Here is a 26799-nt window from a genome sequence, read left to right on the forward strand (position 1 = left end):
ATGGACCAGGAACAGAAGCTCCGCGACTACCTGAAGCGGGCGAGCGCGGATCTGCGGCGTTCCCGGCAGCGGGTGGGCGAACTGGAGGCCGCGGCCCGTGAGCCCATCGCGATCGTGGGCATGAGCTGTCGCTTCCCCGGGGGTGTGACGACTCCCGAGGAACTCTGGTCCATGCTCGTCGCCGGCGAGGAGGGCATCACGGGGTTCCCCGCCGACCGCGGCTGGGAACTGCTGACGGAGGACGCGGGCGACACCCGGAAGTTCTCCGGTGGGTTCCTGCACGACGCGGCCGAGTTCGACGCCGGATTCTTCGGGATCTCCCCGCGCGAGGCGCTCTCGATGGACCCCCAGCAGCGGGTGCTGCTGGAGTCCTCCTGGGAGGCATTCGAGCGGGCCGGCATCGACCCGGCCGCGGTCCGGGGCACCAAGACAGGTGTGTTCGTCGGGGCCATGCCCCAGGAGTACCGGGTGGGCCCGGACGACGACGCCCAGGGCTTCGTCCTGACGGGCGGTGCCACCAGCGTCCTGTCGGGCCGGCTCTCCTATTTCTACGGGGCCGTGGGCCCGGCGGTGACGGTGGACACCGCCTGCTCGTCCTCCCTGGTGGCCCTGCACCTGGCCGCCCACTCCCTGCGCCAGGGCGAGTGCTCCCTGGCGCTGGCCGCGGGCGTCACGGTGATGTCCGCACCCACGACGTTCGTGGAGTTCAGCCGCCAGGGCGGGCTGGCCGCCGACGGGCGCTGCCGCTCCTTCGCCGACTCCGCCGACGGCACCGGCTGGGCCGAGGGCGTGGGCGTACTGGTCCTGGAACGGCTCTCGGAGGCCCGGCGCAACGGGCACGAGGTGCTGGCCGTCATCCGGGGTTCCGCCGTCAACCAGGACGGCGCATCCAACGGCCTGACCGCGCCCAACGGCCCCTCCCAGCAGCGGGTGATCGAGCAGGCACTGGTCAACGCCCGGTTGTCGGCCGACGAGGTCGACGTCGTCGAGGCGCACGGCACGGGCACCACCCTGGGCGACCCGGTCGAGGCCCAGGCGCTGATCGCGACCTACGGACGCAATCGCGCCGAGGACCGCCCGCTTCTGCTGGGATCCGTCAAGTCCAACCTCGGGCACACCCAGGCTGCGGCCGGCATGGCCGGCGTCATCAAGATGGTGCTGGCCATGCGGCACGGCGCCCTGCCCCGCACGCTGCACGTCGACACGCCGTCCTCGCACGTCGACTGGACGGCGGGGACCGTACGCCTGCTGACCGAGCAAGTGGCGTGGCCGCAGGGCGAGCAACCGCGCCGGGCGGGCATCTCCTCGTTCGGGCTCAGCGGCACCAACGCGCACACCATCCTGGAGGAGGCGCCGGCCGAACCGGGACCGGAGGCGGGGGAGACGCCCGAGGGCGGCGAACCCGCCGGGACCGTCACCGCCGGTGCCCTCCCGTGGCTGCTCTCCGGCCGTACCCGCGAGGCTCTGAGCGCCCAGGCCGCCCGGGTGCTCGACCTCCTCGCCACCCGCCCGGGCCTCGCGCCCGCGGACGTGGCGTACTCGCTGGCCACGACCCGCTCCGGCTTCGAGCACCGCGCCGCGTTCACCGCCGCCGACCGCGACGGGGCCCTCGAAGCCCTCACCGCGCTGGCATCCGGCGAACCGGCGCCGAGCGTGACGCAGGGCACCGTGCAGGGCCGTGCCAAGCTCGCCTTCCTCTTCGCCGGCCAGGGCTCCCAGCGGCCGGGCATGGGGCGGGAACTCCACGCCCGCTTCCCCGTCTTCGCCGCCGCGCTCGACGAGGTCCTCGGCCACTTCGACCAGGGCCTCGAACGTCCCCTGAAGGACGTGCTGTTCGCCGCCGAGGGCACGCCCGAGGCCGCGCTGCTGAACGAGACCGGCTACGCGCAGCCCGCCCTCTTCGCGATCGAGGTCGCGCTGTACCGGCTGGCCGAATCCCTCGGCCTCAAACCGGACTTCCTCGCCGGGCACTCCATCGGCGAGATCGCCGCCGCGCACGTGGCCGGGGTCTTCTCCGTGGCCGACGCCGCGGCCCTGGTGCTCGCCCGCGGCCGGCTCATGCAGGCGCTGCCCGCGGGCGGCGTCATGATCTCGCTGGAAGCGACGGAGGACGAGGTCCTTCCGCTGCTCCAGGACCGGCAGGACCGCGTCTCGGTCGCGGCGGTCAACGGGCCCGCCGCCATTGTCGTGGCGGGCGAGGAGGGCGAAGCCGGCGCCGTCGCCGCGCACTTCGCCGCGCTGGGCCGCAAGACCAAGCGGCTGACGGTCAGTCATGCCTTCCACTCCCCGCTCATGGAACCCATGCTCGAGGAGTTCCGCGCCGTCGTCTCCGGCCTCGCGCCGCAGGCACCCGTCGTCCCGGTCGTCTCCGGCCTGACCGGCACGCTCGCCACGGTCGAGCAGCTGACCTCCCCCGACTACTGGGTGGACCACGCCCGCCACGCGGTCCGGTTCGCCGACACCGTGGCCTGGCTCAGCGGCCACGGCACCGGCACCTTCCTCGAACTGGGCCCCGACGGCGTCCTGTCCGCCATGACGCGGGCCTGCCTCGACGCCACCGGTGACGCCGCCGCCGACGGCACCTCCGGGCCCGTCCCCGCCACGCTCGCCGTACTGCGCCCGGGCCGCCCCGAGGCCGAGACGCTCACCACCGCGCTCGCGGGCCTGCACGTCCGGGGCGTGGCCGTCCAGTGGGAGCCCTGGTTCGCGGGCACCGGTGCCCAGCGCACGGACCTGCCCACCTACGCCTTCCAGCGCCGCCGCTACTGGCCCAAGGGCCTGGCCGCACAGGGCGCCGACGTCCGCGCCGCGGGCCTGGGCGCCGCCCGCCACCCGCTGCTCGCGGCGGCCGTGTCGGTCGCCAACTCCGACGGCCTGCTGCTGACCGGCCGCCTGTCGCTGCGCACCCACCCCTGGCTCGCCGACCACGCGGTGCGCGGCACGGTGCTGCTCCCGGGCACCGCCTTCCTGGAGCTCGCCGTCCGCGCCGGTGACGAGACCGGCTGCGGCCGCGTCGAGGAACTCACCCTGGCCGCACCCCTGGTCCTGCCCGCCGAGGGCGGCGTCCAGGTGCAGGTGTGGGCCGGCAGCCCGGACGAGTCCGGCCGCCGTGCCCTGAGCATCCACTCCCGCCCCGACGGGCCCGAGGAACTCCCCTGGACGCAGCACGCCGCAGGCACCCTCGTCGCCGGTGAGCAGCGCGCCGACTTCGACGCCACCGCCTGGCCCCCGGCCGGCGCCCAGCCGCTCGACCTCGACGGTTTCTACGACCGCCTCACGGACGGCGGTTTCGAGTACGGCCCCCTCTTCCGGGGCCTGCGCGCCGCCTGGCGCAGCGGCGACGACGTCTACGCCGAGGTGACGCTGCCGGAGACGGGCGCCCCGGACTCCGCGTCCGCCGCCGGGTCCTTCGGCATCCACCCGGCCCTGCTGGACGCCGCGCTGCACGCCTCGGCCTTCGCCGGCCTCGGCGAGCAGGGCCACGGCGGCCTGCCCTTCTCGTGGCAGGACGTGACCCTGCACGCGAGCGGGGCGACGACGGTGCGGGTGCGGCTGACCCGGGCCGACGAGGACGCGGTGGCGATCGCCGTCGCCGACACCACGGGCGCCCTGGTGGCCTCCGTCGGTTCGCTCGTCCTGCGGACGATGCCGGACGAGCAGCTGTCCGCCGCCGCTTCCCTGGTGCGCGACGCCTTGTTCGAGGTGCGCTGGACCCCGCTGCCGGAGCCCGCCGTGACCGGGCCCGCCGCGGTCGCCGTCCTCGGCCCGGACCTCTTCGGTCTCGCCGAGGCCCTGACCGCGCCGGACCGCACGGTCACCGCCCTGGCCGGCCCGGACACAGCCGACGTCCCGGACATCGTGCTCGCCCCCGTCGCCGGCACCACCGGTGACGAACCCGTCGCCTCCGCGCACGCCCTTACCGCCCATGTGCTGGAACAGCTGCGGAGCTGGCTGGAGAGCGAGCGGTGCGCCGGCTCGCGGCTGGTCTTCGTCACCCGCGGCGCCGTCACCACCGACGGTGGCCGGGCGCCGGACCCGGCGGCCGCCGCCGTCTGGGGCCTGGTGCGTGCCGCGCAGGCCGAACACCCCGGCCGCTTCGGCCTGGTGGACCTCGACCCGGCCGGCCCCTCCGCGCCGCGGCTCGCCCGGGCCCTGGCCACGGACGAGCCGCAGACCGCCCTCCGCGGCGGCGCCGTGCTCGGCGCCCGGCTCGCCCGCGCCCGGGTGGCGGAGAGCGACACACGCTGGAACCCCGAAGGCACCGTGCTGCTCACCGGCGCCACCGGCGGCCTGGGCCGCGTACTGGCCCGGCACCTGGTCGCCGAGCGCGGCATACGGCACCTGCTGCTCGTCAGCCGCCGGGGCGCCGCCGCCGAGGGCGCCGACGAGCTCGTCGCCGAACTGACCGGGCACGGTGCGCGGGTCACCGTGGCGGCCTGCGACCTCGCCGACCGTGCCGCCGTGGAGCGGCTGCTGGCCGAGGTGCCCGCCGAACACCCCGTCACCGCCGTCGTGCACAGCGCGGGCACGCTCGACGACGGTGTCGTCGAGTCGCTGACCCCCGAGCGGATCAGCGCCGTCCTGCGGCCCAAGGCCGACGCGGTGTGGCACCTCCACGAAGCCACCCGGGGGCTCGGCCTGGCCGCCTTCGTCGTCTTCTCCTCCCTCGCCGGCACCGTGGGCACCGCGGGCCAGGGCAACTACGCCGCCGCGAACGCCTTCATCGACGCCGTCGCCCAACTGCGCCGCGCCGAAGGGCTGCCGGGGCTCTCCCTGGGCTGGGGCCCGTGGGCGCCCACCGGTGGCATGACCGGCGGGATGACCGACACCGACCTCGAGCGCCTGGCCCGCATGGGCACGCCCGCGCTCACCGAGGAACAGGGCGTCGCGCTCTTCGACGCCGCGACCGCCTCGACGGCCGCCGTCCTGCTGCCGGTCCGGCTGGACCTGTCCGTCCTGCGGGCGCGGGGCGAGGTACCGGCGCTGATGCGCGGGCTCGTCCGCACCCCCGTCCGCCGCTCGGTGGTCTCCGGCTCGGAGACGGCCGTGAGCCTCGTGCAGCAGCTGTCCCGGCTGGAGGAGGCCGACCGCGCCGAGGTGGTGCGCGACCTCGTGGCCGGCCAAGTGGCGGCCGTGCTCGGCCACTCCGGCGCCGCCGAGGTCGACGCGGAGCGCCCGTTCAGGGAGCTGGGCCTCGACTCGCTCACCGCCGTGGAGCTGCGCAACCGGCTCCGCACGGCCACCGGGCTGCGCACCGCGGCCACGGCGATCTTCGACTACCCCACCGTCGCCGCGCTCGCCGCGCACGTCCTCGGCGAGCTCATGGGCTCCGAAGCCGCCGTCACGGCGGCCGCCCCCCGCGCCGCCGCCGACCAGGACCCCATCGTCGTCGTCGGCATGAGCTGCCGCTACCCGGGCGGCGTCGCCTCGCCCGAGGACCTGTGGCGGCTTGTCAGCGAGGGCACCGACGCGGTCTCGGGCCTGCCCACGGACCGCGGCTGGGACCTGGAGGCCCTCTACGACCCGGACCCGGACCACCTCGGCACCTCGTACTCCCGCTTCGGCGGATTCCTGCACGAGGCGCCCGAGTTCGACCCCGCCTTCTTCGGCATGAGCCCCCGCGAGGCGCTGGCCACCGACTCGCAGCAGCGACTGCTCCTGGAGGCGTCCTGGGAGGCATTCGAGCGCGCCGGTATCGACCCGGTGTCCCTGCGGGGCAGCCGCACCGGCGTGTTCGCCGGTGTGATGTACAACGACTACGCCGCGACCCTCGCCGGCGGGCAGTTCGAGGGCCACCAGGGCAGCGGCACCTCGCCGAGCATCGCCTCCGGCCGCGTCTCCTACACCCTCGGCCTCGAAGGCCCCGCCGTCACCGTCGACACCGCGTGCTCGTCCTCGCTCGTCGCCATGCACTGGGCGATGCAGGCGCTGCGCTCGGGGGAGTGCTCCCTCGCCCTGGCAGGCGGTGTCACGGTGATGTCCACGCCGGGCGCCCTCATCGAGTTCTCCCGGCAGCGCGGCCTGTCGCCGGACGGCCGCTGCAAGGCATTCTCCGACAGCGCCGACGGCGTCGGCTGGGCCGAGGGCGTGGGCATGCTCGTCCTCGAGCGGCTCTCCGACGCCCAGCGCAACGGGCACCGGGTCCTGGCCGTCGTCCGGGGCTCCGCCGTCAACCAGGACGGCGCGTCCAACGGTCTGACCGCGCCCAACGGCCCGTCCCAGCAGCGGGTCATCCGCCAGGCGCTGGCCGGCGCCGGCCTGTCCGTCGCGGACGTCGACGCGGTCGAGGCGCACGGCACCGGCACCACGCTCGGCGACCCCATCGAGGCCCAGGCCCTGCTCGCCACCTACGGACAGGACCGCGACCCGGCACGACCGCTGCTGCTGGGCTCCGTGAAGTCCAACATCGGCCACACCCAGGCCGCGGCCGGCGTCGCCGGCATCATCAAGATGGTCATGGCCATGGAACACGGCGTGCTGCCCCGCACCCTGCACGCCGACGAGCCGTCCTCGCACGTCGAGTGGGACGCCGGGGCCGTACGGCTGCTCACCGAGGAGACCCCCTGGCCGCAGACGGGCCGGCCGCGCCGCGCCGCCGTCTCGTCCTTCGGATTCAGCGGTACGAACGCGCACCTCATCATCGAGGAGCCGGCGGCCGTCGCCGAGCAGCGCGAGGAGCCGGCGCTCACCCCGGCCGTCGTGCCCTGGACGCTGTCGGGCAAGAGCCGGGCCGCGCTGCGCGACCAGGCCGCCCGCCTGCGGTCCTTCGTGGAGGAGCGCCCGGCCCTCGACCCGGCCGATGTCGCGCTCTCCCTGGCCACCACCCGCTCGGCCTTCGACCAGCGCGCCGTCGTCGTCGGCGACCGCGACGAACTGCTGCGCGCCCTCGCCGACCTGGCCGCCGACCGGCCGGGCTCCGCGCTCACCGAGGGCGAGGTCGGCGGCGCGGGCAAGCTGGCCGTGGTGTTCTCCGGGCAGGGCAGCCAGCGCCCCGGCGCCGGCCGTGAACTCGCCGCCCGCTTCCCCGCGTTCGCCGAGGCCCTCGACGAGGTGACCGCCGCCCTCGATGCGCACCTGGACCGCCCCCTCAAGGACGTCCTGTTCGCCCCGGAGGGCAGCCCCGAGGCGGCGCTGCTGGACCGCACCGGGTGGACCCAGCCCGCGTTGTTCGCCATCGGGGTCGCGCTCCACCGGCTGCTCGGCACCTGGGGCATCCGCCCCGCCGTGCTGCTGGGCCACTCCATCGGCGAGATCACCGCCGCGCACGTCGCGGGCGTCCTCTCGCTGCCCGACGCGGCCCGCCTGGTGACCGCGCGGGGACGGCTCATGGAGGCGCTGCCCGCGGGCGGCGCGATGATCTCCCTTCAGGCCGGCGAGGACGAGGTCGCGCCGCTGCTCGCCGGGCGCGAGCACGAGGTCTCCCTCGCCGCCGTCAACGGCCCCCGCAGCGTCGTGGTCGCCGGAGAGCTGGCCGCCGCCGAGGAGATCGCCGCCCACTTCGCCGCCCAGGGCCGCAAGACCAAGCGCCTGACGGTCAGCCACGCCTTCCACTCGCCGCTCATGGAGCCCGCGCTCGACGGGCTGCGCGAGGTCGCGGCCGAACTCACCTACCACGCGCCGGACGTGACCGTCATCTCCGGCCTGACCGGGCGGCCCGCCACCGGCGACGAACTGTGCTCCGCGGACTACTGGGTCGCGCACGCCCGCGGCGCCGTCCGCTTCGCCGACACCATGCGCGCGGCGCACGACCACGGCGCCGGCACCTTCCTCGAAGTCGGCCCCGACAGCGTGCTGTCGGCCGTCGCCCAGGAGGCCCTCGGCGACGCGGCGGACGCGCACATCGTCCCGCTGCTGCGCTCCGGGCGCGGCGAGGAGCGCTGCGCGGCCACCGCGCTGGCCCGCCTGCACGTCCACGGCCTGGCCGTCGACTGGACCGCGTACCTCGCGGGCACCGGCGCCCGTGCGGTCGACCTGCCCACCTATGCCTTCCAGCGCGAGCGCTACTGGCCCGAGGCCGCACCGGCCCGCGCGCCGCAGGCCGCCGCAGACCCCGCGGACGCCGAGCTGTGGAGCGCCGTCGAACGCGGCGACGCCGCAGGGCTCGCCGGCCTGCTGGGCCTGCGCGACGAGCAGCACGCCTCCCTCTACGCGCTGCTGCCCGCCCTGTCGTCCTGGCGTCAGCTCCGGCAGGAGAAAGCGCTGCTGGACTCCACCCGTTACCAGGTCGCCTGGCGGCCCGTCCGGGCCTCCGCCGCGCCTGTCCTCGACGGCACCTGGCTGGTCGTCACCGCCGAGGGGACCGACGGCGACGAGATCCTGGACGCGCTGCGCGGCCACGGCGCCCAGTTCGAGACCCTCGTCCTGGAGCGGCGCACCGATCGCGCCGGGCTCGCCGCCCGGCTCGAGGCCGCGCGCGGCGAGGACCGGACCTTCTCCGGTGTCCTGTCCCTCCTCCCGCTCGCCGACCGGGCCGACGGGCCCGCTCTGCCGCTCGGTGCCGAGCCGCCGACCGGGCTCGCCCTCACTCTCGTCCTGATCCAGGCCCTCGCCGACACCGGATCCGCCGCCCCCCTCTGGACGCTGACCCGGGGCGCGGTCTCCACCGGCCCCGCCGACCCGCTCACCGACCCCCTCCAGGCGGCGGCCTGGGGGCTGGGCCGCGTCGCCGCCCTGGAACACCCGCAGCTGTGGCGGGGCTTGATCGACCTGCCGGCCGTCCTCGACGCGCCCGCCGTCCAGCACCTCGTGAGCGCCCTCGCCGCACGCGGCGGCGAGGACCAGATCGCGATCCGCACGGCCGGAGCGTACGGCCGGCGCCTCGTGCGCCACGCCCTCGCCGAGCTGCCCCCGGCCGACGCCTTCACCGCCCGCGGCACCGTGCTCGTCACCGGCGGCACCGGGGCGCTGGGCGCCGAGGTCGCCCGCTGGCTCGCCCGCAGCGGTGCCGAGCACCTCCTGCTCACCAGCCGCCGCGGCCCCGACGCCCCCGGCGCCGGCGAACTGGCCGCCGAACTGGAGGACCTGGGCGCCCGGGTCACCCTCGCCGCCTGCGACACCGCCGACCGCGACGCGCTCGCCGCCCTGCTGGCCTCCGTGCCCGACGAGCACCCGCTGACCGGCGTCGTGCACGCGGCCGGTGTCGGCCAGGACGCCCCGCTCACGGAGACCTCCCTGGACGACGCCGCGGCGGCGATGGCAGCGAAGCTGCTCGGCGCCGCCCACCTGGACGCCCTCCTCGACGGCCACGACCTCGACTTCTTCGTCCTGGTCTCCTCGATCGCCGGAGTCTGGGGCAGCGCCGGACAGAGCGCCTACGGCGCCGCCAACGCCTACCTCGACGCCCTCGCCGAGCACCGGCGCGCCCGCGGCCTGGCCGCGACCTCCGTGGCCTGGGGCCCCTGGGCCGAGGCCGGCATGGCCACGCACGAGGGCTTCGCCGACCAGCTCCGCAAGCGCGGACTGCGCCTGCTCGCCCCCGCCACGGCCATCGCCGAACTGCGGCGCGCGGTCGTCCAGGAGGACGTCGCCGTCACGGTCGCCGACATCGACTGGGAGCGCTACCACCCCGTCTTCACCTCCGCCCGTCCCAGCGCCCTCTTCGACGAGCTGGCCGAGGTCCGCGCCCTGGCGCAGGCCGAAGGGGAGAGCGCCGCGCCGGAGTTCGCCGCGCGCCTGCGGGGCCTGGACGAGGCCGGCCAGGAGCGGCTGCTGACCGACCTGGTGCGCGCCGAGGCGGCCGTGGTCCTCGGCCACGCCTCCGCCGAGGGCGTCACGGAGCGGCGCGCGTTCCGCGAGGCGGGCTTCGACTCGCTGACCGCCGTCGAGCTGCGCAAGCGGCTGGCCGCGCTCACCGGCCTGCCCCTGCCCGCCACCCTGGTCTTCGACTACCCCACCCCCGCCGCCCTCGCCCGTCACCTGCGCGCCGAACTCCTCGGCGCACAGGGCGCGGTGGCGGCTCCCGCGGTCGTCCCCGCGGCGAGTCTCGACGAGCCCATCGCCATCGTCGGCATGAGCTGCCGCTTCCCCGGCGGCGTGCGCTCCCCGCAGCAGTTCTGGGAGCTCGTCTCCGAAGGCACCGACGCCATCACCGACTTCCCCGTCAACCGCGGCTGGGACACCGGCCTCTTCCACCCCGACCCCGACAACCCCGGCACGACGTACTCCACCCAGGGCGGCTTCCTGCACGACGCGGGCGAGTTCGACGCGGGCTTCTTCGGCATCTCGCCGCGCGAGGCGGTCTCCATGGACCCTCAGCAGCGGCTGCTGCTGGAGACCACCTGGGAGGCGTTCGAGCAGGCCGGCATCGACCCGACCGGCCTGCACGGCAGCCCGACCGGGGCCTTCATCGGCTCCACCTACCAGGAGTACGGGTTCGGCGTCGACGACAGCTCCGCCGGTCACCTGGTGACCGGCACCAGCCCGAGCGTGCTCTCCGGCCGGCTCGCGTACCTCTTCGGGCTGGAAGGCCCGGCGGTCACCGTCGACACGGCCTGCTCCTCGTCCCTGGTCGCCCTCCACCTGGCCTGCCAGTCGCTGCGCAACGGCGAGAGCTCCCTGGCCCTGGCCGGCGGCGCGACCGTGATGACCAACCCGAACCCGTTCGTCGCCTTCAGCCGGCAGCGGGCCCTCGCGGGCGACGGCCGCTGCAAGGCGTTCGCCGACGGCGCCGACGGCATGACGCTCGCCGAAGGCGTGGGAATCCTCGTCCTGGAGCGGCTCTCCGACGCCCGCCGCAACGGGCACGAGGTCCTCGCCGTCGTGCGGGGCTCGGCCATCAACCAGGACGGCGCGTCCAACGGCCTGTCCGCGCCCAACGGCCCGGCACAGCAGCGGGTGATCCGCCAGGCCCTCGCCAACGCCGGACTCGCCCCCGCCGACATCGACGCCGTCGAGGCCCACGGCACCGGCACCGCCCTCGGTGACCCCATCGAGGCCCAGGCGCTGCTCGCCACCTACGGCCGCGGCCGCGACACCGCACAGCCGCTGCTGCTGGGCTCCGTGAAGTCCAACATCGGCCACACCCAGTCGGCGGCCGGCGTCGCCGGCGTCATCAAGATGGTCATGGCCCTGCGCCACGGCCAACTGCCCCGCACCCTGCACGCGGAGGCGCCCTCCACACACGTCGACTGGACGTCCGGCACGGTCTCCCTGCTGACCGACGGGGCCGCGTGGCCCGAGGGCGAGCGCACGCGCCGCTGCGCGGTCTCCTCCTTCGGCATCAGCGGGACCAACGCCCACACGGTCCTCGAAGAGGCGCCCCGGGAGCAGGAGAGCGCCCCCGCGCCGGAGACCGCGCCGGTGCCCCCGGCCGGCGGCGTCATCCCCTGGGTGCTGTCCGCCCGTACCCCCGGCGCCCTGCGCGCCCAGGCCGCCCAGCTCGCCGCGCACCTCGACGGCCAAGCCGTGGCCGCTCTCGACACCGGTCACTCCCTGCTGACCTCCCGCACCCTCTTCGAGCACCGCGCCGTCGTCGTCGGCACCGGTGACGACGAGGCGAGGGCCGCCCTGGGCGCCCTCGGCGAGGGGCGCTCGCTCCCGGGCGTCGTCCAGGGCGTCGCCGACACCGACGGCAAGACCGTGTTCGTCTTCCCCGGCCAGGGCTCGCAGTGGGCCGGCATGGGGGCCCGGCTGCTGGAGGAGTCCCCGGTCTTCGCCGAGCGCCTGGCCGAGTGCGCCACGGCCCTGTCCGCGTTCACCGACTGGTCGCTCCTCGACGTCATCCGCCAGACCGAGGGCGCGCCCACCCTGGACCGCGTCGACGTCGTCCAGCCCGCCTCGTGGGCCGTCATGGTCTCGCTGGCCGAGATGTGGCGCGCCCACGGCATCACCCCCGACGCCGTCGCCGGCCACTCGCAGGGCGAGATCGCCGCGGCCGCCGTCGCCGGTGCCCTGTCGCTGGAGGACGCCGCCCGCGTGGTGGCGCTGCGCAGCCAGGCCATCGGCCGCGTGCTGGCCGGATCCGGCGGCATGATGTCCGTCCCGCTGCCCGTGGCCGACGTCGAGCGGCGCCTTCGCGCCTACGAGGGCCTGTCCGTCGCCGCCGTCAACGGGCCCCGGGCCGTCGTCGTCTCCGGCGCCCCCGCCCCGCTGGACGCCCTGCAGGCCGAGCTGGCCGCCGAGGACGTCCGTGCCAAGCGCGTCGCCGTGGACTACGCCTCGCACTCCGCGCAGGTCGAGCTGCTGCGCGACGAGCTGAGCACCGCCCTCGCGCCCGTCCGCCCCCGCTCCCCGCAGGTGCCCTTCTTCTCCACCGTCACCGGCGACTGGCTGGAGGGGACCACCGGCACCGACGCCGACTACTGGTACACCAACCTCCGCGGGACCGTCCGCTTCGAGCCCGCCATGCGGGAACTCCTCGCCCAGGACCACCGCTTCTTCATCGAGGTCAGCTCCCACCCCGTGCTGTCCATGGCCGTCCAGGAGACGGCCGAGGACGCCGGCCGCCCGGCGGTCGTGCTCGGCACGCTCCGGCGCGACGCCGGCGGCACCGACCGCTTCCTGACCTCCCTGGCCGAGGCGTTCGTCCGGGGCGCCACCGTCGACTGGTCCCGCGTCTTCGACGGTACCGGCGCCCGCCGGGTGCCCCTGCCCACGTACGCCTTCCAGCGCGAACACCTGTGGGCCATCCCGGCCAAGCCGCGGCAGACGCACGAGGAGGCCCCGGCCGACGCCGAGTTCTGGACGGCGGTCGAGGACGAGGACGTCGACTCCCTCGCCTCCAGCCTGCGCCTCGACCGCGCCCAGCTGGCCCCGGTGCTCCCGGCCCTGTCGCACTGGCGCAAGCACCGCCGCGACCTGTCGACCGTGGACTCCTGGCGCTACCGCGCCACATGGAAGCCGCTCACCGGCCTGCCCCAGGCGGCCCTGACCGGCACCTGGCTGGTCGTCACCGCCGAGGGCGTCGCCACCGACGAGGTCGCGGAGACCCTCGCCGCCCATGGCGCGGACCCGCGCACGCTCGTCCTGGACGGGACCTGCGCCGACCGCGCGGTCCTGGCCGCGCGCCTGGCCGGGCTCGACGCCGCGGACCTCACGGGAGTGGTGTCCCTGCTGGCCGGCGCCGAGGACCCGGACACCGAGCACCCGGCGCTCACCTCCGGACTCGCCCTGACCGTCTCGCTCGTCCAGGCGCTCGGCGACGCCGGGATCGAGGCACCCCTGTGGTGCCTGACCCGCGGTGCCGTCTCCACCGGCCGCGCCGACCGGCTGACCCGCCCGGACCAGGCCCAGATACTCGGCCTCGGCTGGACGGCCGCCCTCGAACACCCGCAGCGCTGGGGCGGCCTCGTCGACCTGCCCGGACAGCTCGACCGGCGCGCCGGTGAACGCCTGGCCGCCGTCCTCACCGGCCGCACCGGCGAGGACCAGCTCGCCGTGCGCGCCTCGGGCGTCCTCGCCCGCCGCGTCGTGCGCGCCACCCCCGCGGACGCCGCCCCGGCCGAGCCCTGGACGCCTCGCGGCACCACGCTCGTCACCGGCGGCACCGGCACCCTCGCACCTCACCTGGCCCGCTGGCTGGCCGGCCAGGGCGCCGAGCACATCGTGCTCACGAGCCGCCGCGGCCCGGCCGCGCCCGGCGCGGCGGACCTCGTCCGGGAACTGGCCGAGCTCGGCTGCGAGGCCACCGCCGTCGCCTGCGACCTGACCGACCGCGGCGCGGTCGCCGGGATGCTCGACGCGCTCAAGGCCGAAGGACGCACCGTCCGCACGGTCGTGCACACCGCCGTGAACATCGAACTCGCCCCGCTCGCCGAGACGACCCTCGACGACTTCGCACGGGTCATGGACGCGAAGGTCACCGGCGCCCGCCACCTCGATGAACTCCTCGACGACGACGAGCTCGACGCCTTCGTCCTGTATTCCTCCACCGCCGGCATGTGGGGCAGCGGCGCGCACGCCGCCTACGTCGCGGGCAACGCCTACCTCAACGCCCTCGCCGAGCACCGCCGCGCCCGCGGGGCCCGCGCCACCGCCGTCTCCTGGGGCATCTGGGCCGACGACATGAAGCTCGGCCGCGTCGACCCCGGGCAGATCCGCCGCAGCGGACTCGTCTTCATGGACCCGCAGTTGGCCCTCACCGGGCTGCGGCAGGCGCTCGACGACGGCGAGACGGTCCTCGCGATCGCCGACGTGGACTGGGAGCGCTACCACCCCGTCTTCACCTCCGCGCGGCCCACCGCGCTCTTCGCGGACGTGCCCGAGGTCCAGCGCCTGGAGGAGGACCGGGACCAGGCCCCGGTCTCCGGCGGCGAGTTCGCCGCCCGGCTCCTCGGGCTGACCGCCGCCGAGCAGGACCGCCTCCTGCTGGACCTCGTCCGCGATGAGGCGGCCACCGCGCTGGGCCACGCCTCACCCGACGTGCTGTCCGAGCAGCGGGCCTTCCGCGAGGTCGGTTTCGACTCGCTCACCGCCGTCGACCTGCGCAACCGCATCGCCGCCGCCACCGGCCTCGCCCTGCCGAGCACCATGGTCTTCGACCACCCCAACCCGCTCGCACTCGCCGCCTTCCTGCGCGAGGCCCTCGCGGGCACCCGCACCGGGGACGCCGGAGCCACTCGCACCACCACCGCCCCGGCCGCCGACGAGCCCATCGCCATCATCGGCATGAGCTGCCGCTACCCCGGCGGCGTCAGCTCGCCCGAGGAACTGTGGCGGCTCATCACCGAAGGCGGCGACGCCACCGGCGAGTTCCCCACCGACCGCGGCTGGGACACCGACGGCCTCTACGACCCCGACCCCGACCGGCCGGGCCACACCTACTCGACCCGTGGCGGCTTCCTCCACGACGCGGCCGACTTCGACGCCTCCTTCTTCGGCATCTCGCCGCGCGAGGCCCTCGCCATGGACCCCCAGCAGCGCCTGCTGCTGGAGACCTCCTGGGAGGCCATGGAGCGCGCCGGCATCGACCCCGCCACCCTGCGCGGCAGCAGCACCGGCACCTTCATCGGCGCCAGCTACCAGCACTACGCCGCGGGCAGCACCGGCCCCGAGGGCGCCGAGGGGCACCTGATCACCGGCACCATCGCCAGCGTCCTGTCCGGCCGCCTGTCCTACACCTACGGCTTCGAGGGCCCGGCCGTCACGCTCGACACCGCCTGCTCCTCCTCGCTCGTCGCCCTGCACCTCGCCTGCCAGTCGCTGCGCAACGGCGAGAGCTCGCTGGCTCTCGCCGGCGGCGTCAGCGTCATGTCCACCCCGGGCGCCTTCATCGGCTTCAGCCGGCAGCGGGCGATGGCCGCCGACGGGCGCTGCAAGGCGTACTCCGACCAGGCCGACGGCATGAGCCTGGCCGAGGGCGTCGGTCTCGTCCTCGTCGAGCGCCTCTCCGACGCCCGGCGCAACGGGCACGAGGTCCTGGCCGTCATCCGGGGCTCCGCCGTCAACCAGGACGGCGCCTCCAACGGCCTGACCGCGCCCAACGGCCCCTCCCAGCAGCGGGTCATCCGCCAGGCGCTCGCCGACGCCGGCGTGGCCGCCGCGGAGGTCGACGTCGTCGACGGCCACGGCACCGGCACCGCCCTCGGCGACCCCATCGAGGCCCAGGCCCTGCTCGCCACCTACGGCCAGGGCCGCGACCACGGACACCCACTGCTGCTGGGCTCCGTCAAGTCCAACATCGGCCACGCGCAGATGGCGTCCGGCGTCGCCAGCGTCATCAAGATGGTCATGGCCCTGCGCCACCGGACCGCCCCGCAGACCCTGCACGTCGACCGGCCCTCCTCGCACGTCGACTGGGACGCGGGGGCCGTGCGGCTGCTCACCGAGCCGCTGGCCTGGCCGAGCACCGGACACCCGCGCCGCGCGGCCGTCTCCTCCTTCGGCCTCAGCGGCACCAACGCCCACACCATCCTCGAACAGGCGCCGGACGAGACGCCCGAGGAGGCACCCGAGCAGGACACCACCACCCCGGCCGCACCCACCGCCGTTCCCCTGACCCTCTCCGGGCGCACCGAAGCGGGTCTGCGCGCCCAGGCCGGCCGCCTCCTGTCCCACCTCACCGAGCGGCCCGGAACACCGCTCACCGACCTCGCCTTCTCCCTCGCCACCTCCCGGGCCGCCCTGGAGCACCGCGCGGCCGTCGTCACCGACGACCACGACGCGCTCGTCCACGCCCTGACCGCCCTGCGCGACGGCACCCCCGACGGCGGCCTGCTCACCGGCGAGCGGAGCCACGGCCGCCTGGCCTTCCTCTTCACCGGCCAGGGCAGCCAGCGCCCGGGGATGGGACGCGAGCTCTACGACCGCCACCCCGTCTACGCCGAGGCCCTGGACGCCGTACTGGCCCGCTTCGACCTCGAACTCGACCGCCCGCTGCGGGAGATCCTCTTCGCCGCCCCGGACACCCCCGAGGCCGCGCTGCTCGACGACACCGGCTACACCCAGCCGGCCCTCTTCGCCCTCGAAGTGGCCCTGTTCCGGCTCGCCGAGTCCTGGGGCCTGCGCCCCGACCACGTCGCCGGTCACTCCATCGGTGAGTTCGCCGCCGCGCACGCGGCCGGAGTCCTCTCCCTGGAGGACGCCTGCACCCTTGTCGCGGCACGCGGCCGGCTGATGGCCGCCCTGCCCACGGGCGGCGCCATGGCCTCCGTCGAGGCCACCGAGGACGAGGTGCTGCCCCTGCTCGACGCCTACGACGGGCGCGTCTCCGTCGCCGCCCTCAACACCCCCGCGTCCCTGGTCGTCGCGGGCGACGAGGACGCCGTGCTCGCCCTCGCGGCCGGCTTCGAGGAGCGCGGCCGCCGCACCAGGCGACTGCGCGTCAGCCACGCCTTCCACTCGCCGCACATGGACGCGATGCTGGAGGACTTCGGCCGCGTCGCCGCCGGCATCACCTACGGCGCCCCCACGCTGCCGTTCGTGTCCACCGTCACCGGCGCGCTCGTCTCCGCCGACGAACTTTGCTCGCCGGAGTACTGGACCCGCCAGGTCCGCGCCACCGTCCGCTTCGCCGACGCCGTACGCGAGCTCACCGAGCACGGCGTGACCACCTTCCTGGAGCTCGGCCCCGACGGGGTGCTCAGCGGCGCCGTCCGCGGCACCGCGGGCGAGGACACCCCCGTCGAGGCGATCCCGGCGCTGCGCCGCGACCGCCCCGAGGCCCCGGCGCTCACCACGGCCCTCGCCCGGCTGCACGTCCGCGGCGTACGGGTCGACTGGGACACCGTGTTCGCCGGTGCCGGCGCCCGCCGGACCGACCTGCCCACCTACGCCTTCCAGCGCGAGCGCTTCTGGCTCGACCCCGCCGCCCCGGCCACCGCGCCGGCGGGCCCGGCGGACGAGGCGGACAGCGAGTTCTGGTCGGCCGTCGAGCGCGCGGACATCACCTCCCTGAGCTCGTCCCTGCAACTGGACGACGCCACCCTCACCGCCGTCGTGCCCGCCCTGTCGTCCTGGCGCCGCAAGCGCCGCGAGCGCTCCACCGTCGACGGCTGGCGCTACCGCGCCACGTGGAAGCCCCTGACCGGCGCCTCGGCACCCGGCACCGCACGCCCGGCCGGCACCTGGCTGGTGCTCGCACCGGCCGACGCCACCGATCCGGCCTGGCTCGACGCGGCCGTCGGCGCCCTCGCCACGGACACCGTCCGGGTCGAGGCCACCACCCCGCAGCGCGAGGCCCTGGCCGAGCGCCTGCGCGAACTGACCGCAGCTGGAGCCGAGTTCACAGGCGTACTGTCCCTGCTGGCCGTGGACGACGAGGACGGGCGGGACGCCTCCGGCGCGCCCACCGGCCTGCTCCTGACGGCGGCCGCCGTCCAGGCCCTGGGCGACGCCGGCATCGAGGCGCCCCTGTGGTGCGTCACGCGCGGCGCCGTGGCGGCGAGCCGCTCCGAGCGGCTCGCCCGCCCCGCCCAGGCAGCCGTCTGGGGCCTCGGCCGGGTGATCGCCCTGGAGCACCCCGAGCGCTGGGGCGGCCTCGTCGACCTCCCCGACGAGCTCGCCGGCACCACCCTGCGCCGGCTGGCCGCCGTCCTCACGGGCGGCACCGGCGAGGACCAGGTCGCCGTACGCGCCACCGCGACGTTCGCCCGGCGCCTGGCGCACCACCCCGTCGAGGACGCCCCCGCGCCGGCCGAGTTCCGGCCCACCGGCACCGTGCTCGTCACCGGCGGCACCGGAGCCCTGGGCGGCCACGTCGCCCGCTGGCTTGCCGCACGCGGCGCCCGGCACCTGCTGCTCGTCAGCCGCCGCGGCGCCGACGCGCCCGGCGCCGCGGAACTGAGCGCCGAACTCACCGCGCTCGGCACCCGCGTCACCCTGGCCGCCTGCGACACCGCCGACCGCGACGCGCTCGACGCCGTACTCGCCACGATCCCCGAGGAGCACCCGCTCACCGCGGTGTTCCACACCGCGGGCACCGTCGACGACGGCACCGTGGACGCCCTCACCCCCGAGAAGTTCACCGCGGTCCTGCGCGCCAAGCTCACCGCCACCCTCAACCTGCACGAGGCGACACGGGACCACGGCCTGAGCGCCTTCGTCCTCTTCTCCTCCGTCGCCGGCACCCTCGGCGCACCCGGCCAGGGCAACTACGCCGCCGCCAACGCCTTCCTCGACGCCTTCGCCGAGCACCGCCGCGCGCACGGCCTGCCCGCGACCTCCCTCGGCTGGGGCCCCTGGGCCCAGGCCGGCATGGCCGCCGACGGACACGGCATCGAGAACCGCGTCCGCCGCGGCGGCTTCACGCCCCTGGCGCCCGAACTCGCCCTCGCGGCGATGCGCCACGCGATCGAGCACGGCGACACCGCCACCACCCTCGCCGACGTCGACTGGGAGCGCTACGCGGACGCGTTCACCGCACTGCGCCCCAACCCCTTCGTCGGCGACCTCCCCGAACTGCGCCGCACCGAGGCCACGACCCCGGCCGGGACACCGGGCGCCGCCCCGCGGGAACCGGCGCTGCGCCAGCGGCTCGCCGGACTCTCCCCGGCCGCGCGCCCCGGCGCCGTCCTGGACATCCTGCGCGGCCAGGTGGCCGCGGTCCTCGGCCACTCCGGCACCGGCGCCATCGGCGCCGACCAGGCGTTCAGCGACCTCGGCTTCGACTCGCTGACCATCGTCGAACTGCGCAACGCCCTGACCGCCGCCACCGGGCTGAAGCTGCCCGCGACCCTCGTCTACGACCACCCGACCCCGCGCGCCCTCGCCGCCTTCCTGCTCACCGAGCTCCTGGGGGCACTCCCCGAATCCGGCCCGGCCGCCCCGGCCACGGCCGGCCGGGCGGCCGACGACGACCCCATCGCCATCGTCGGCATGAACTGCCGCTTCCCCGGCGGCATCCGGTCCCCCGAGGACCTCTGGCAGCTGCTGATCCGCGGCGAGGATGCGATCTCCGGATTCCCCGCGGACCGCGGCTGGGACCTCACCGCACTCGCCCGCGGCGCCTCGGCGACCCTCGAAGGCGGCTTCCTCGACGGCGTCGGCCTCTTCGACTCCTCCTTCTTCGGGATCTCGCCGCGCGAGGCCCTCGCCATGGACCCCCAGCAGCGCCTGCTGCTGGAGACCACCTGGGAGGTCTTCGAGCGCGCCGGGATCGACGCGACCACCCTGCGCGGCAGCCGCACCGGCGTCTTCGTCGGCACCAACGGCCAGGACTACGTCACACTCCTGCGCCAGGGCACCGCCGACGTCCGCGGCCACGTCGCCACCGGGAACACCGCCAGCGTCATGTCCGGCCGGCTCTCCTACGCCTTCGGCTTCGAGGGCCCCGCCGTCACCGTCGACACCGCCTGCTCCTCCTCGCTCGTCGCCCTGCACATGGCCGCGCAGTCCCTGCGCAGCGGCGAGTGCACGATGGCGCTGGCCGGCGGCGTCTCGGTCATGTCCAGCCCCGACGCCTTCACCGAGTTCACGATCCAGGGCGGCCTCGCCCCCGACGGCCGCTGCAAGGCATTCGCCGACTCGGCCGACGGCACGAGCTGGTCCGAGGGCGTGGGCGTCCTCGTCCTGGAGCGGCTCTCCGACGCCCGCCGCAACGGCCATGAGGTCCTGGGCGTCGTCAGCGGCACCGCCGTCAACCAGGACGGCGCCTCCAACGGCCTGACGGCCCCCAACGGCCGGGCCCAGCAGCGCGTCATCCGCCAGGCCCTCACCGACGCCGACCTGGCCCCCGCCGACGTCGACGTCGTCGAGGCCCACGGCACCGGCACCAAGCTCGGCGACCCCATCGAGGCCCAGGCCCTGATCGCCGCCTACGGCCAGGACCGGAGCCTCCCGCTGCTCCTCGGGGCGGTCAAGTCGAACCTGGGCCACACCCAGGCCGCCGCCGGTGTCGCCGGCGTCATCAAGATGCTCCTGGCGATGCGCCACGGCGCCCTGCCCAGGACCCTGCACATCGACGCCCCCTCCGCGCACGTCGACTGGGCGGACGGCACCGTCTCGCTCCTCACCCAGGAGCAGGCGTGGCCGGAGACCGGGCGCGCCCGGCGGGCCGGTGTCTCCGCCTTCGGCGTCAGCGGCACGAACGCCCACGTCATCGTCGAGCAGGCGCCGAAGACGGAGCCCGCGGCGGACGAGCCCGCCACGGCGCCGGGCCTGGTGCCCTGGCCGGTCTCGGGAAGGTCCGAGGCCGCCCTGGCGGCACAGCTGGAGCAGCTCTCCGCGCTGACCGGCAACTCGCCGGCCGACGTGGGGTACTCCCTGGCCACCGGCAGGGCGGCGTTCGCCCACCGCGCGGTGCTGCTGGCCGACGGCGAGCGGATCCATGAGCTCGCCCGCGGCAACGCCCAGGACGACACCGGGAAACTCGCGGTGCTCTTCTCGGGCCAGGGCTCGCAGCGCGTGGGCATGGGCCGGGAACTCTACGCACGCTTCCCGGTGTTCGCCGAGGCCCTCGACGCGGTGGCGGCCCACTTCGGCACCGAGCTGGACCGGCCGTTGCAGGACGTGATCTCGGGCGCCGCGGACGGCCTGGACGAGACCGGGTACACGCAGCCCGCGCTGTTCGCGATCGAGGTCGCGCTGTTCCGGCTGGCCGAGTCCTTCGGCATCCGCCCGGACTTCGTCGCGGGGCACTCGATCGGTGAGATCGCGGCGGCACACGTGGCGGGGGTGTTCTCCCTGGAGGACGCCTGCCGTCTGGTGGCCGCGCGGGCACGGCTGATGCAGGCGCTGCCCGCGGGCGGCGCGATGGTCGCCGTCCAGGCCACCGAGGAAGAGGTGACCCGGCGGCTGACGGACGGCGTCTCGATCGCCGCGGTCAACGGGCCCGAGTCGGTCGTCCTCGCCGGTGGTGAGAGCGAAGCGCTGCGTATCGCCGAGGGTTTCGCCGCCGAGGGCCGCAAGACCCAGCGGCTGTCAGTGAGCCACGCCTTCCACTCACCGCTGATGGATCCGATGCTGGAGGAGTTCCGCCGCGTCGCGGAGGGCCTGGCCTACGAGACGCCGCGGATCCCCGTGGTCTCGAACGTCACGGGCGAACTGGCCGCGGACCTGACCTCGCCCGCGTACTGGGTGCGCCACGTCCGTGAGACCGTCCGCTTCGCCGACGGCGTCCGCACGCTCGCGGCCGAAGGCGCTTCCGCCTTCCTGGAGCTGGGCCCGGACGGCGTGCTGACGGCCATGGCCCAGCACATCCTGGACGGCACCAGTGTGGCCGTACCGGTCCTGCGCAAGGACCGTCCCGAGGAGACCGTCCTCCTCACGGCCCTCGCGCGCCTTTACGCCGCGGGGACGGACGTGGACTGGGCGGCTCTCTTCGAGGGCACCGGCGCCCGCCGCGTCGACCTGCCCACCTACCCCTTCCAGCGCGAGTGGTTCTGGCCGGAGAGCGCGCCCGCCGGGCAGGGCCGGGCCGGCGCCGAGGACTCCCTGGACGCCGAGTTCTGGGCGGCGGTGGAGAACGAGGACCTGGCGTCGCTCTCGGCCGGCCTCGGCCTCGACGACGACACGCTCTCGGCCCTCGTGCCCGCGCTGTCCGCCTGGCGGCGCGAGCGCGCCGACCGCCAGACCGTCGACGGCTGGCTCTACCACGTGAGCTGGAAGCCCCTCGCCGGAGCCGCGCGGGGCACGCTCGCCGGACCGTGGCTGGCGCTCGTCCCGGAGGGCACCGCCGCCGACGAGTGGACCGCCGCCGTGCTCGCGGCCCTCGGTGACGGCACCGTCGTCGCCGAGGCCCGTACGACCGACTCCGCCGCGCTGACCGCACGCCTCGCCGAACTCGCCCCTGAGGGAGCCGGGTTCGCGGGAGTCGTCTCCCTGCTCGCCGCCACGGCCACCGACGGCGTCCCCGTCGGCCTGGCACAGCCGGGCGAGACGGTCCGGGCGCTGGCGGACGCCGGTGTCGACGCCCCGCTGTGGTGCGTCACCCGGGGCGCCGTCCCGGTGGGCCGCTCGGACCGGCCGGAGGACGACGCGGCCGCCGCCGTGTGGGGCCTCGGCAGGGTGACGGCCCTGGAACACCCGGACCGCTGGGGCGGCCTCGTCGACGTACCGGACGTGCTCGATGGGCGCTCGGCCGACCGGTTCCGCGCCGTGCTGTCCGGTGCGGACGGCGAGGACCAGGTGGCGCTGCGGCCCTCGGGCGCCTTCGGGCGCCGGCTCGTGCGCGCCGAGGCCACTGCCACGGCGACCCCGTGGCAGCCCTCCGGCACCGTCCTCGTCGTCGGCGAGGCGACCGGCTCCGCCGGACACGTCGCCCGCTGGCTCGCCACCCAGGGCGCCGAGCACGTCCTGCTCGCCGGACCCGCCGCGCAGGACGCCGCGGAGCTGCGCGCCGAACTCGACGCGCTGGGCGCCGGCCTGACGACCGTCACCTGCGCACCGGCCGACGGTGCGGCACTGCCCGCCGCGCTCGCCTCCCTCCCCGAGGCGCGGCCGCTGACCGCGGTGGTGTACGCCCGCGAGGACGAGCCGTCCTCCACCGGTGACCCGGCCGCCGCCCTGGCCGCCCTCCACGCGAGCCTCGGCGACGTGGCGGCCGCGGCCGACGCGGCCACCGGCGACCGGCCCCTGGACGCGTTCGTCCTCTTCTCCTCGATCGCCGGGACCTGGGGTGCCGCCGGCCGGGGCACGGCCGCGGCGACCGGCGCCCACCTGGACGCCGTGGCCCGGCGCTACCGGGCACGCGGGGTGCGCGCCCTCTCCGTCTCGTGGGGCGCCTGGGCGGACACCACCGCCGACAGCCTGGCCGCGCACCTGCGCGCCAACGGGCTGCCCGCGATGGACGCCCAGCGGGCGCTGACCGCGCTCCTGCGGGCCACCGGTGACGACGCCTTCGCGGTGACGGTCGCCGACGTGCGGTGGGACGTGTTCGCCCCGGCCTTCACCCGCACCCGGCACAGCGCCCTCTTCACGGAGCTGCCCGAGGTCCGCGAGGCCCTGCGGGGCTCCGGCGGCACCGGCTCGGACACGGCGGCCGCCGTGTCCGGACTCCGGGCCCGCCTCGCGGCCCGCCCGGCCGACGAGCGCACCGAGGCGCTGCTGGCCGTGGTCCGCGCCGAGGTGGCCTCGGTGCTCGGGTTCGCCGACGTGGACGCCGTCCCGACCGGAGTGCCCTTCAGGGACCTCGGCTTCGACTCGCTGACCGCGGTCGACCTCCGCAACCAGCTCGCCGCCGCGACGGGCCTGTCCTTGCCCGCCACGCTCGTCTTCGACTACCCGACCGCCGAGGTGCTGGCCGCCCATCTGATGGCCGAACTCCACGGCGAGGACGGCGAGGAGGACACCCGCGCGGTCGCCGTACGGTCGCGCGGCGCCGACACGGCCGACGACCCGATCGTGATCGTCGGCATGAGCTGCCGCTACCCGGGCGGGGTCCGCTCGCCCGAGGACCTCTGGGACCTGGTCATGGGCGGTGGGGACGCGATCGGCGGCTTCCCGGCCGACCGCGGCTGGGACCTGGACCGCCTCCTGCACGGCGACGCCGACGGCCGCGGCGCGACCGTGGCCCGGGGCGGCGGGTTCCTCCACGGCGTCACGGACTTCGATCCCGGCTTCTTCGGGATCTCGCCGCGCGAGGCCATGGTGATGGACCCCCAGCAGCGCATCCTGCTCGAAGCCTCCTGGGAGGCCCTGGAGCGCACCGGCATCGACCCCGCGGAGCTGCGCGGCGGTGACACCGGCGTGTTCATCGGCGGCGGCTCCGGCGACTACCGGCCCGAGGCCGGCCAGTTCGGCCACGCCCAGACCGCGCAGTCGGCGAGCCTGCTCTCCGGCCGGGTGTCCTACACCCTCGGCCTGGAAGGCCCGTCCGTCAGCGTCGACACGGCCTGCTCGTCCTCGCTGGTCGCACTCCACCTCGCCGCCCAGGCCCTGCGCAACGGCGAGTGCTCCCTCGCCCTCACCGGCGGTGTGACGGTGATGTCCACCCCGGTGAACTTCGTCGAGTTCGGGGAGATGGGGGCACTCTCGGCCGACGGGCGCTGCCGCGCCTTCTCGTCCTCCGCGGGCGGCACGGGCTGGTCCGAGGGCGTCGGCGTCCTCGTCCTGGAGCGGCTCTCGGACGCGCTGGCCCACGGGCACGAGGTGCTGGCGGTCCTGCGCGGCTCCGCGATCAACCAGGACGGTGCCAGCAACGGCATCACCGCGCCCAACGGCCCCTCGCAGCGCCGTGTCATCCGCCGGGCCCTGGCCGACGCCGGGCTCGCGCCGGCCGACGTGGACGCGGTGGAGGCGCACGGCACCGGTACCACGCTGGGCGACCCCATCGAGGCCCAGGCGCTGCTGGCCACCTACGGCCAGGACCGCGAGCAGCCGCTGCTGCTGGGATCGTTGAAGTCCAACATCGGCCACACCCAGGCCGCCGCCGGTGTCGCCGGAGTGATCAAGATGGTCCTGGCGATGCGCCACGGCGTCCTGCCCAGGTCCCTGCACCTGGACGAGCCGTCGACGCACGTCGACTGGACCGCCGGCGCGATCGAGCTGCTGGCCGACGAGGCCGCCTGGCCGGAGACCGGCCGCCCGCGCCGGGCCGGCATCTCGGCCTTCGGCGCCAGCGGCACCAACTCCCACGTGATCATCGAACAGCCCGCGCCGCCGACCGCGGACGCCGTCGACGCGGCCGGTTACGACGGCCTGCTGCCCGTGCCCGTGTCGGCCGCCGCACCGGAAGCCCTGCGGGCCCAGGCGGGGCAGCTGCACTCCTACGTGGCCGCCCGGCCCGAACTCACCGTCGGTGAGCTCGCCCTCTCCCTGGCCACGACCCGCTCGGCCTTCGCGCACCGCGCCGCGGTCCTCGCCGCCGACCGCGACGAGCTGCTCCAGGGCCTGGCCGCACTCGCCGACGGCCGCACCCCGCCCCAGGTCGTCCTGGGCGACGAGGCGGCGCGCCGGGGCAAGCTCGCGGTGCTGTTCTCCGGCCAGGGCTCACAGCGGCTGGGCATGGGCCGGGAACTCCACGCACGCTTCCCGGCGTTCGCCGAGGCCCTCGACGCCGTGACGGCACACCTGGACACGGAACTGGAACAGCCCCTGCGGAAGGTGATGTTCGAGGACGCGGAGCGGCTGGACGAGACGGGCTTCACCCAGCCCGCCCTGTTCGCCCTGGAGGTGGCGCTGTTCCGGCTCGTCGAATCCTGGGGCATCCGCCCGGACTTCGCCGCCGGGCACTCCGTCGGCGAGATCGCGGCAGCACACGTCGCCGGTGTGTTCTCCCTGGAGGACGCCTGCCGGCTCGTGGCCGCCCGGGCACGGCTGATGAACTCCCTCCCCGCGGGCGGCGCCATGGTCGCCGTCCAGGCCACCGAGGAGGAGGCACTCGCCCACCTGACCAGTGGCGTCTCCCTCGCCGCGGTCAACGGCCCGGAATCGGTCGTCCTCTCCGGCGACGAGGCCGCCGTACTCGGCGTCGCGGAGAAATTCACCGCCGACGGACGAAGGACTAGGCGTTTGCGGGTCAGCCATGCATTTCACTCTCTGCACATGGACGCCATTCTCGAGGACTTCCGACGGGTCGCCCGGAGCATCGCCTACGACGCCCCGGCCATCCCGCTCGTGTCCCACCTGACCGGCGAGGCGGCCACCGGCGAGCAGATGTGCTCCCCGGACTACTGGGTGCGCCACGTCCGCGAAGCCGTCCGCTTCGGCGACGGCGTACGCACGCTCGCCGAGCGCGGCGTGACCTTCTTCCTGGAGCTCGGCCCCGGCGGCGCGCTGTGCGCCATGGCCCAGGACACCCTCGACACCCTCTCCTCCCGGGCGGTGACCGTACCGGCCCTGCGCAAGGACCGCGGTGAGGAGGAGTCCCTGCTCACGGCGCTCGCCCGGCTGCACGTCGGGGGAGTGAGCCCGAGCTGGCACGCCGTGCTGGACGGGGCCGCGACCGCGTCCCGCCGCACCGACCTGCCCACCTACCCCTTCCAGCACCAGCGGTTCTGGCCGGAGACCCGCCCGGCCGCCGGTCCCGCCACGGCGGGCAGCGCGGACGACGGCTTCTGGACGGCGGTGCGCGAGGAGGACTTCGCCGCACTGGAAACGACACTGAACGTCGACGGCGACGCCCTGGCCAAGGTGCTCCCCGCCCTCGCCGACTGGCGCCGCCGGCGCGGCGACCTGGGCACCGTCGACGGCTGGCGGCAGCACATCACCTGGCAGCCCCTGACCGTCGCGCCCTCCGGCACCCCGGCGGGCACCTGGCTCGCCGTGGTCCCCGCGGCACACGCCGACGACCCCTGGGCCGCCGACGCCCTCGCCGCCCTGGGGCCGGACACCGTACGCCTGGAGACCGACGGCCTCGGACGTGCCGAACTCGCCGCCCGGCTGCGGGAGGAGACCGCCCGCGGACACGCCTTCACCGGCGTGCTCTCCCTGCTCGCCCTCGCCACCGCGCCCGCCGACGGGGCGGACGCCCCGCAGGGGCTGGCG

General features: G+C 75.8%; 1 protein-coding gene (cut by a window edge). It reads left to right on the forward strand.

Going from position 1 to position 26799, the window contains the following annotated elements; all coding sequences use genetic code 11:
* A protein-coding gene (locus tag ACH427_RS16025) for a type I polyketide synthase (protein ID WP_398870068.1) crosses the window boundary here: on the forward strand, window positions 1-26799 show its 5' portion. It continues 1701 nt past the right edge of the window; the window shows 26799 of its 28500 coding nt (coding positions 1-26799); its start codon is at window positions 1-3; its stop codon lies beyond the right edge, outside the window.

This window comes from Streptomyces sp. NPDC020379 (assembly GCF_044387105.1).
Taxonomy (GTDB): domain Bacteria; phylum Actinomycetota; class Actinomycetes; order Streptomycetales; family Streptomycetaceae; genus Streptomyces.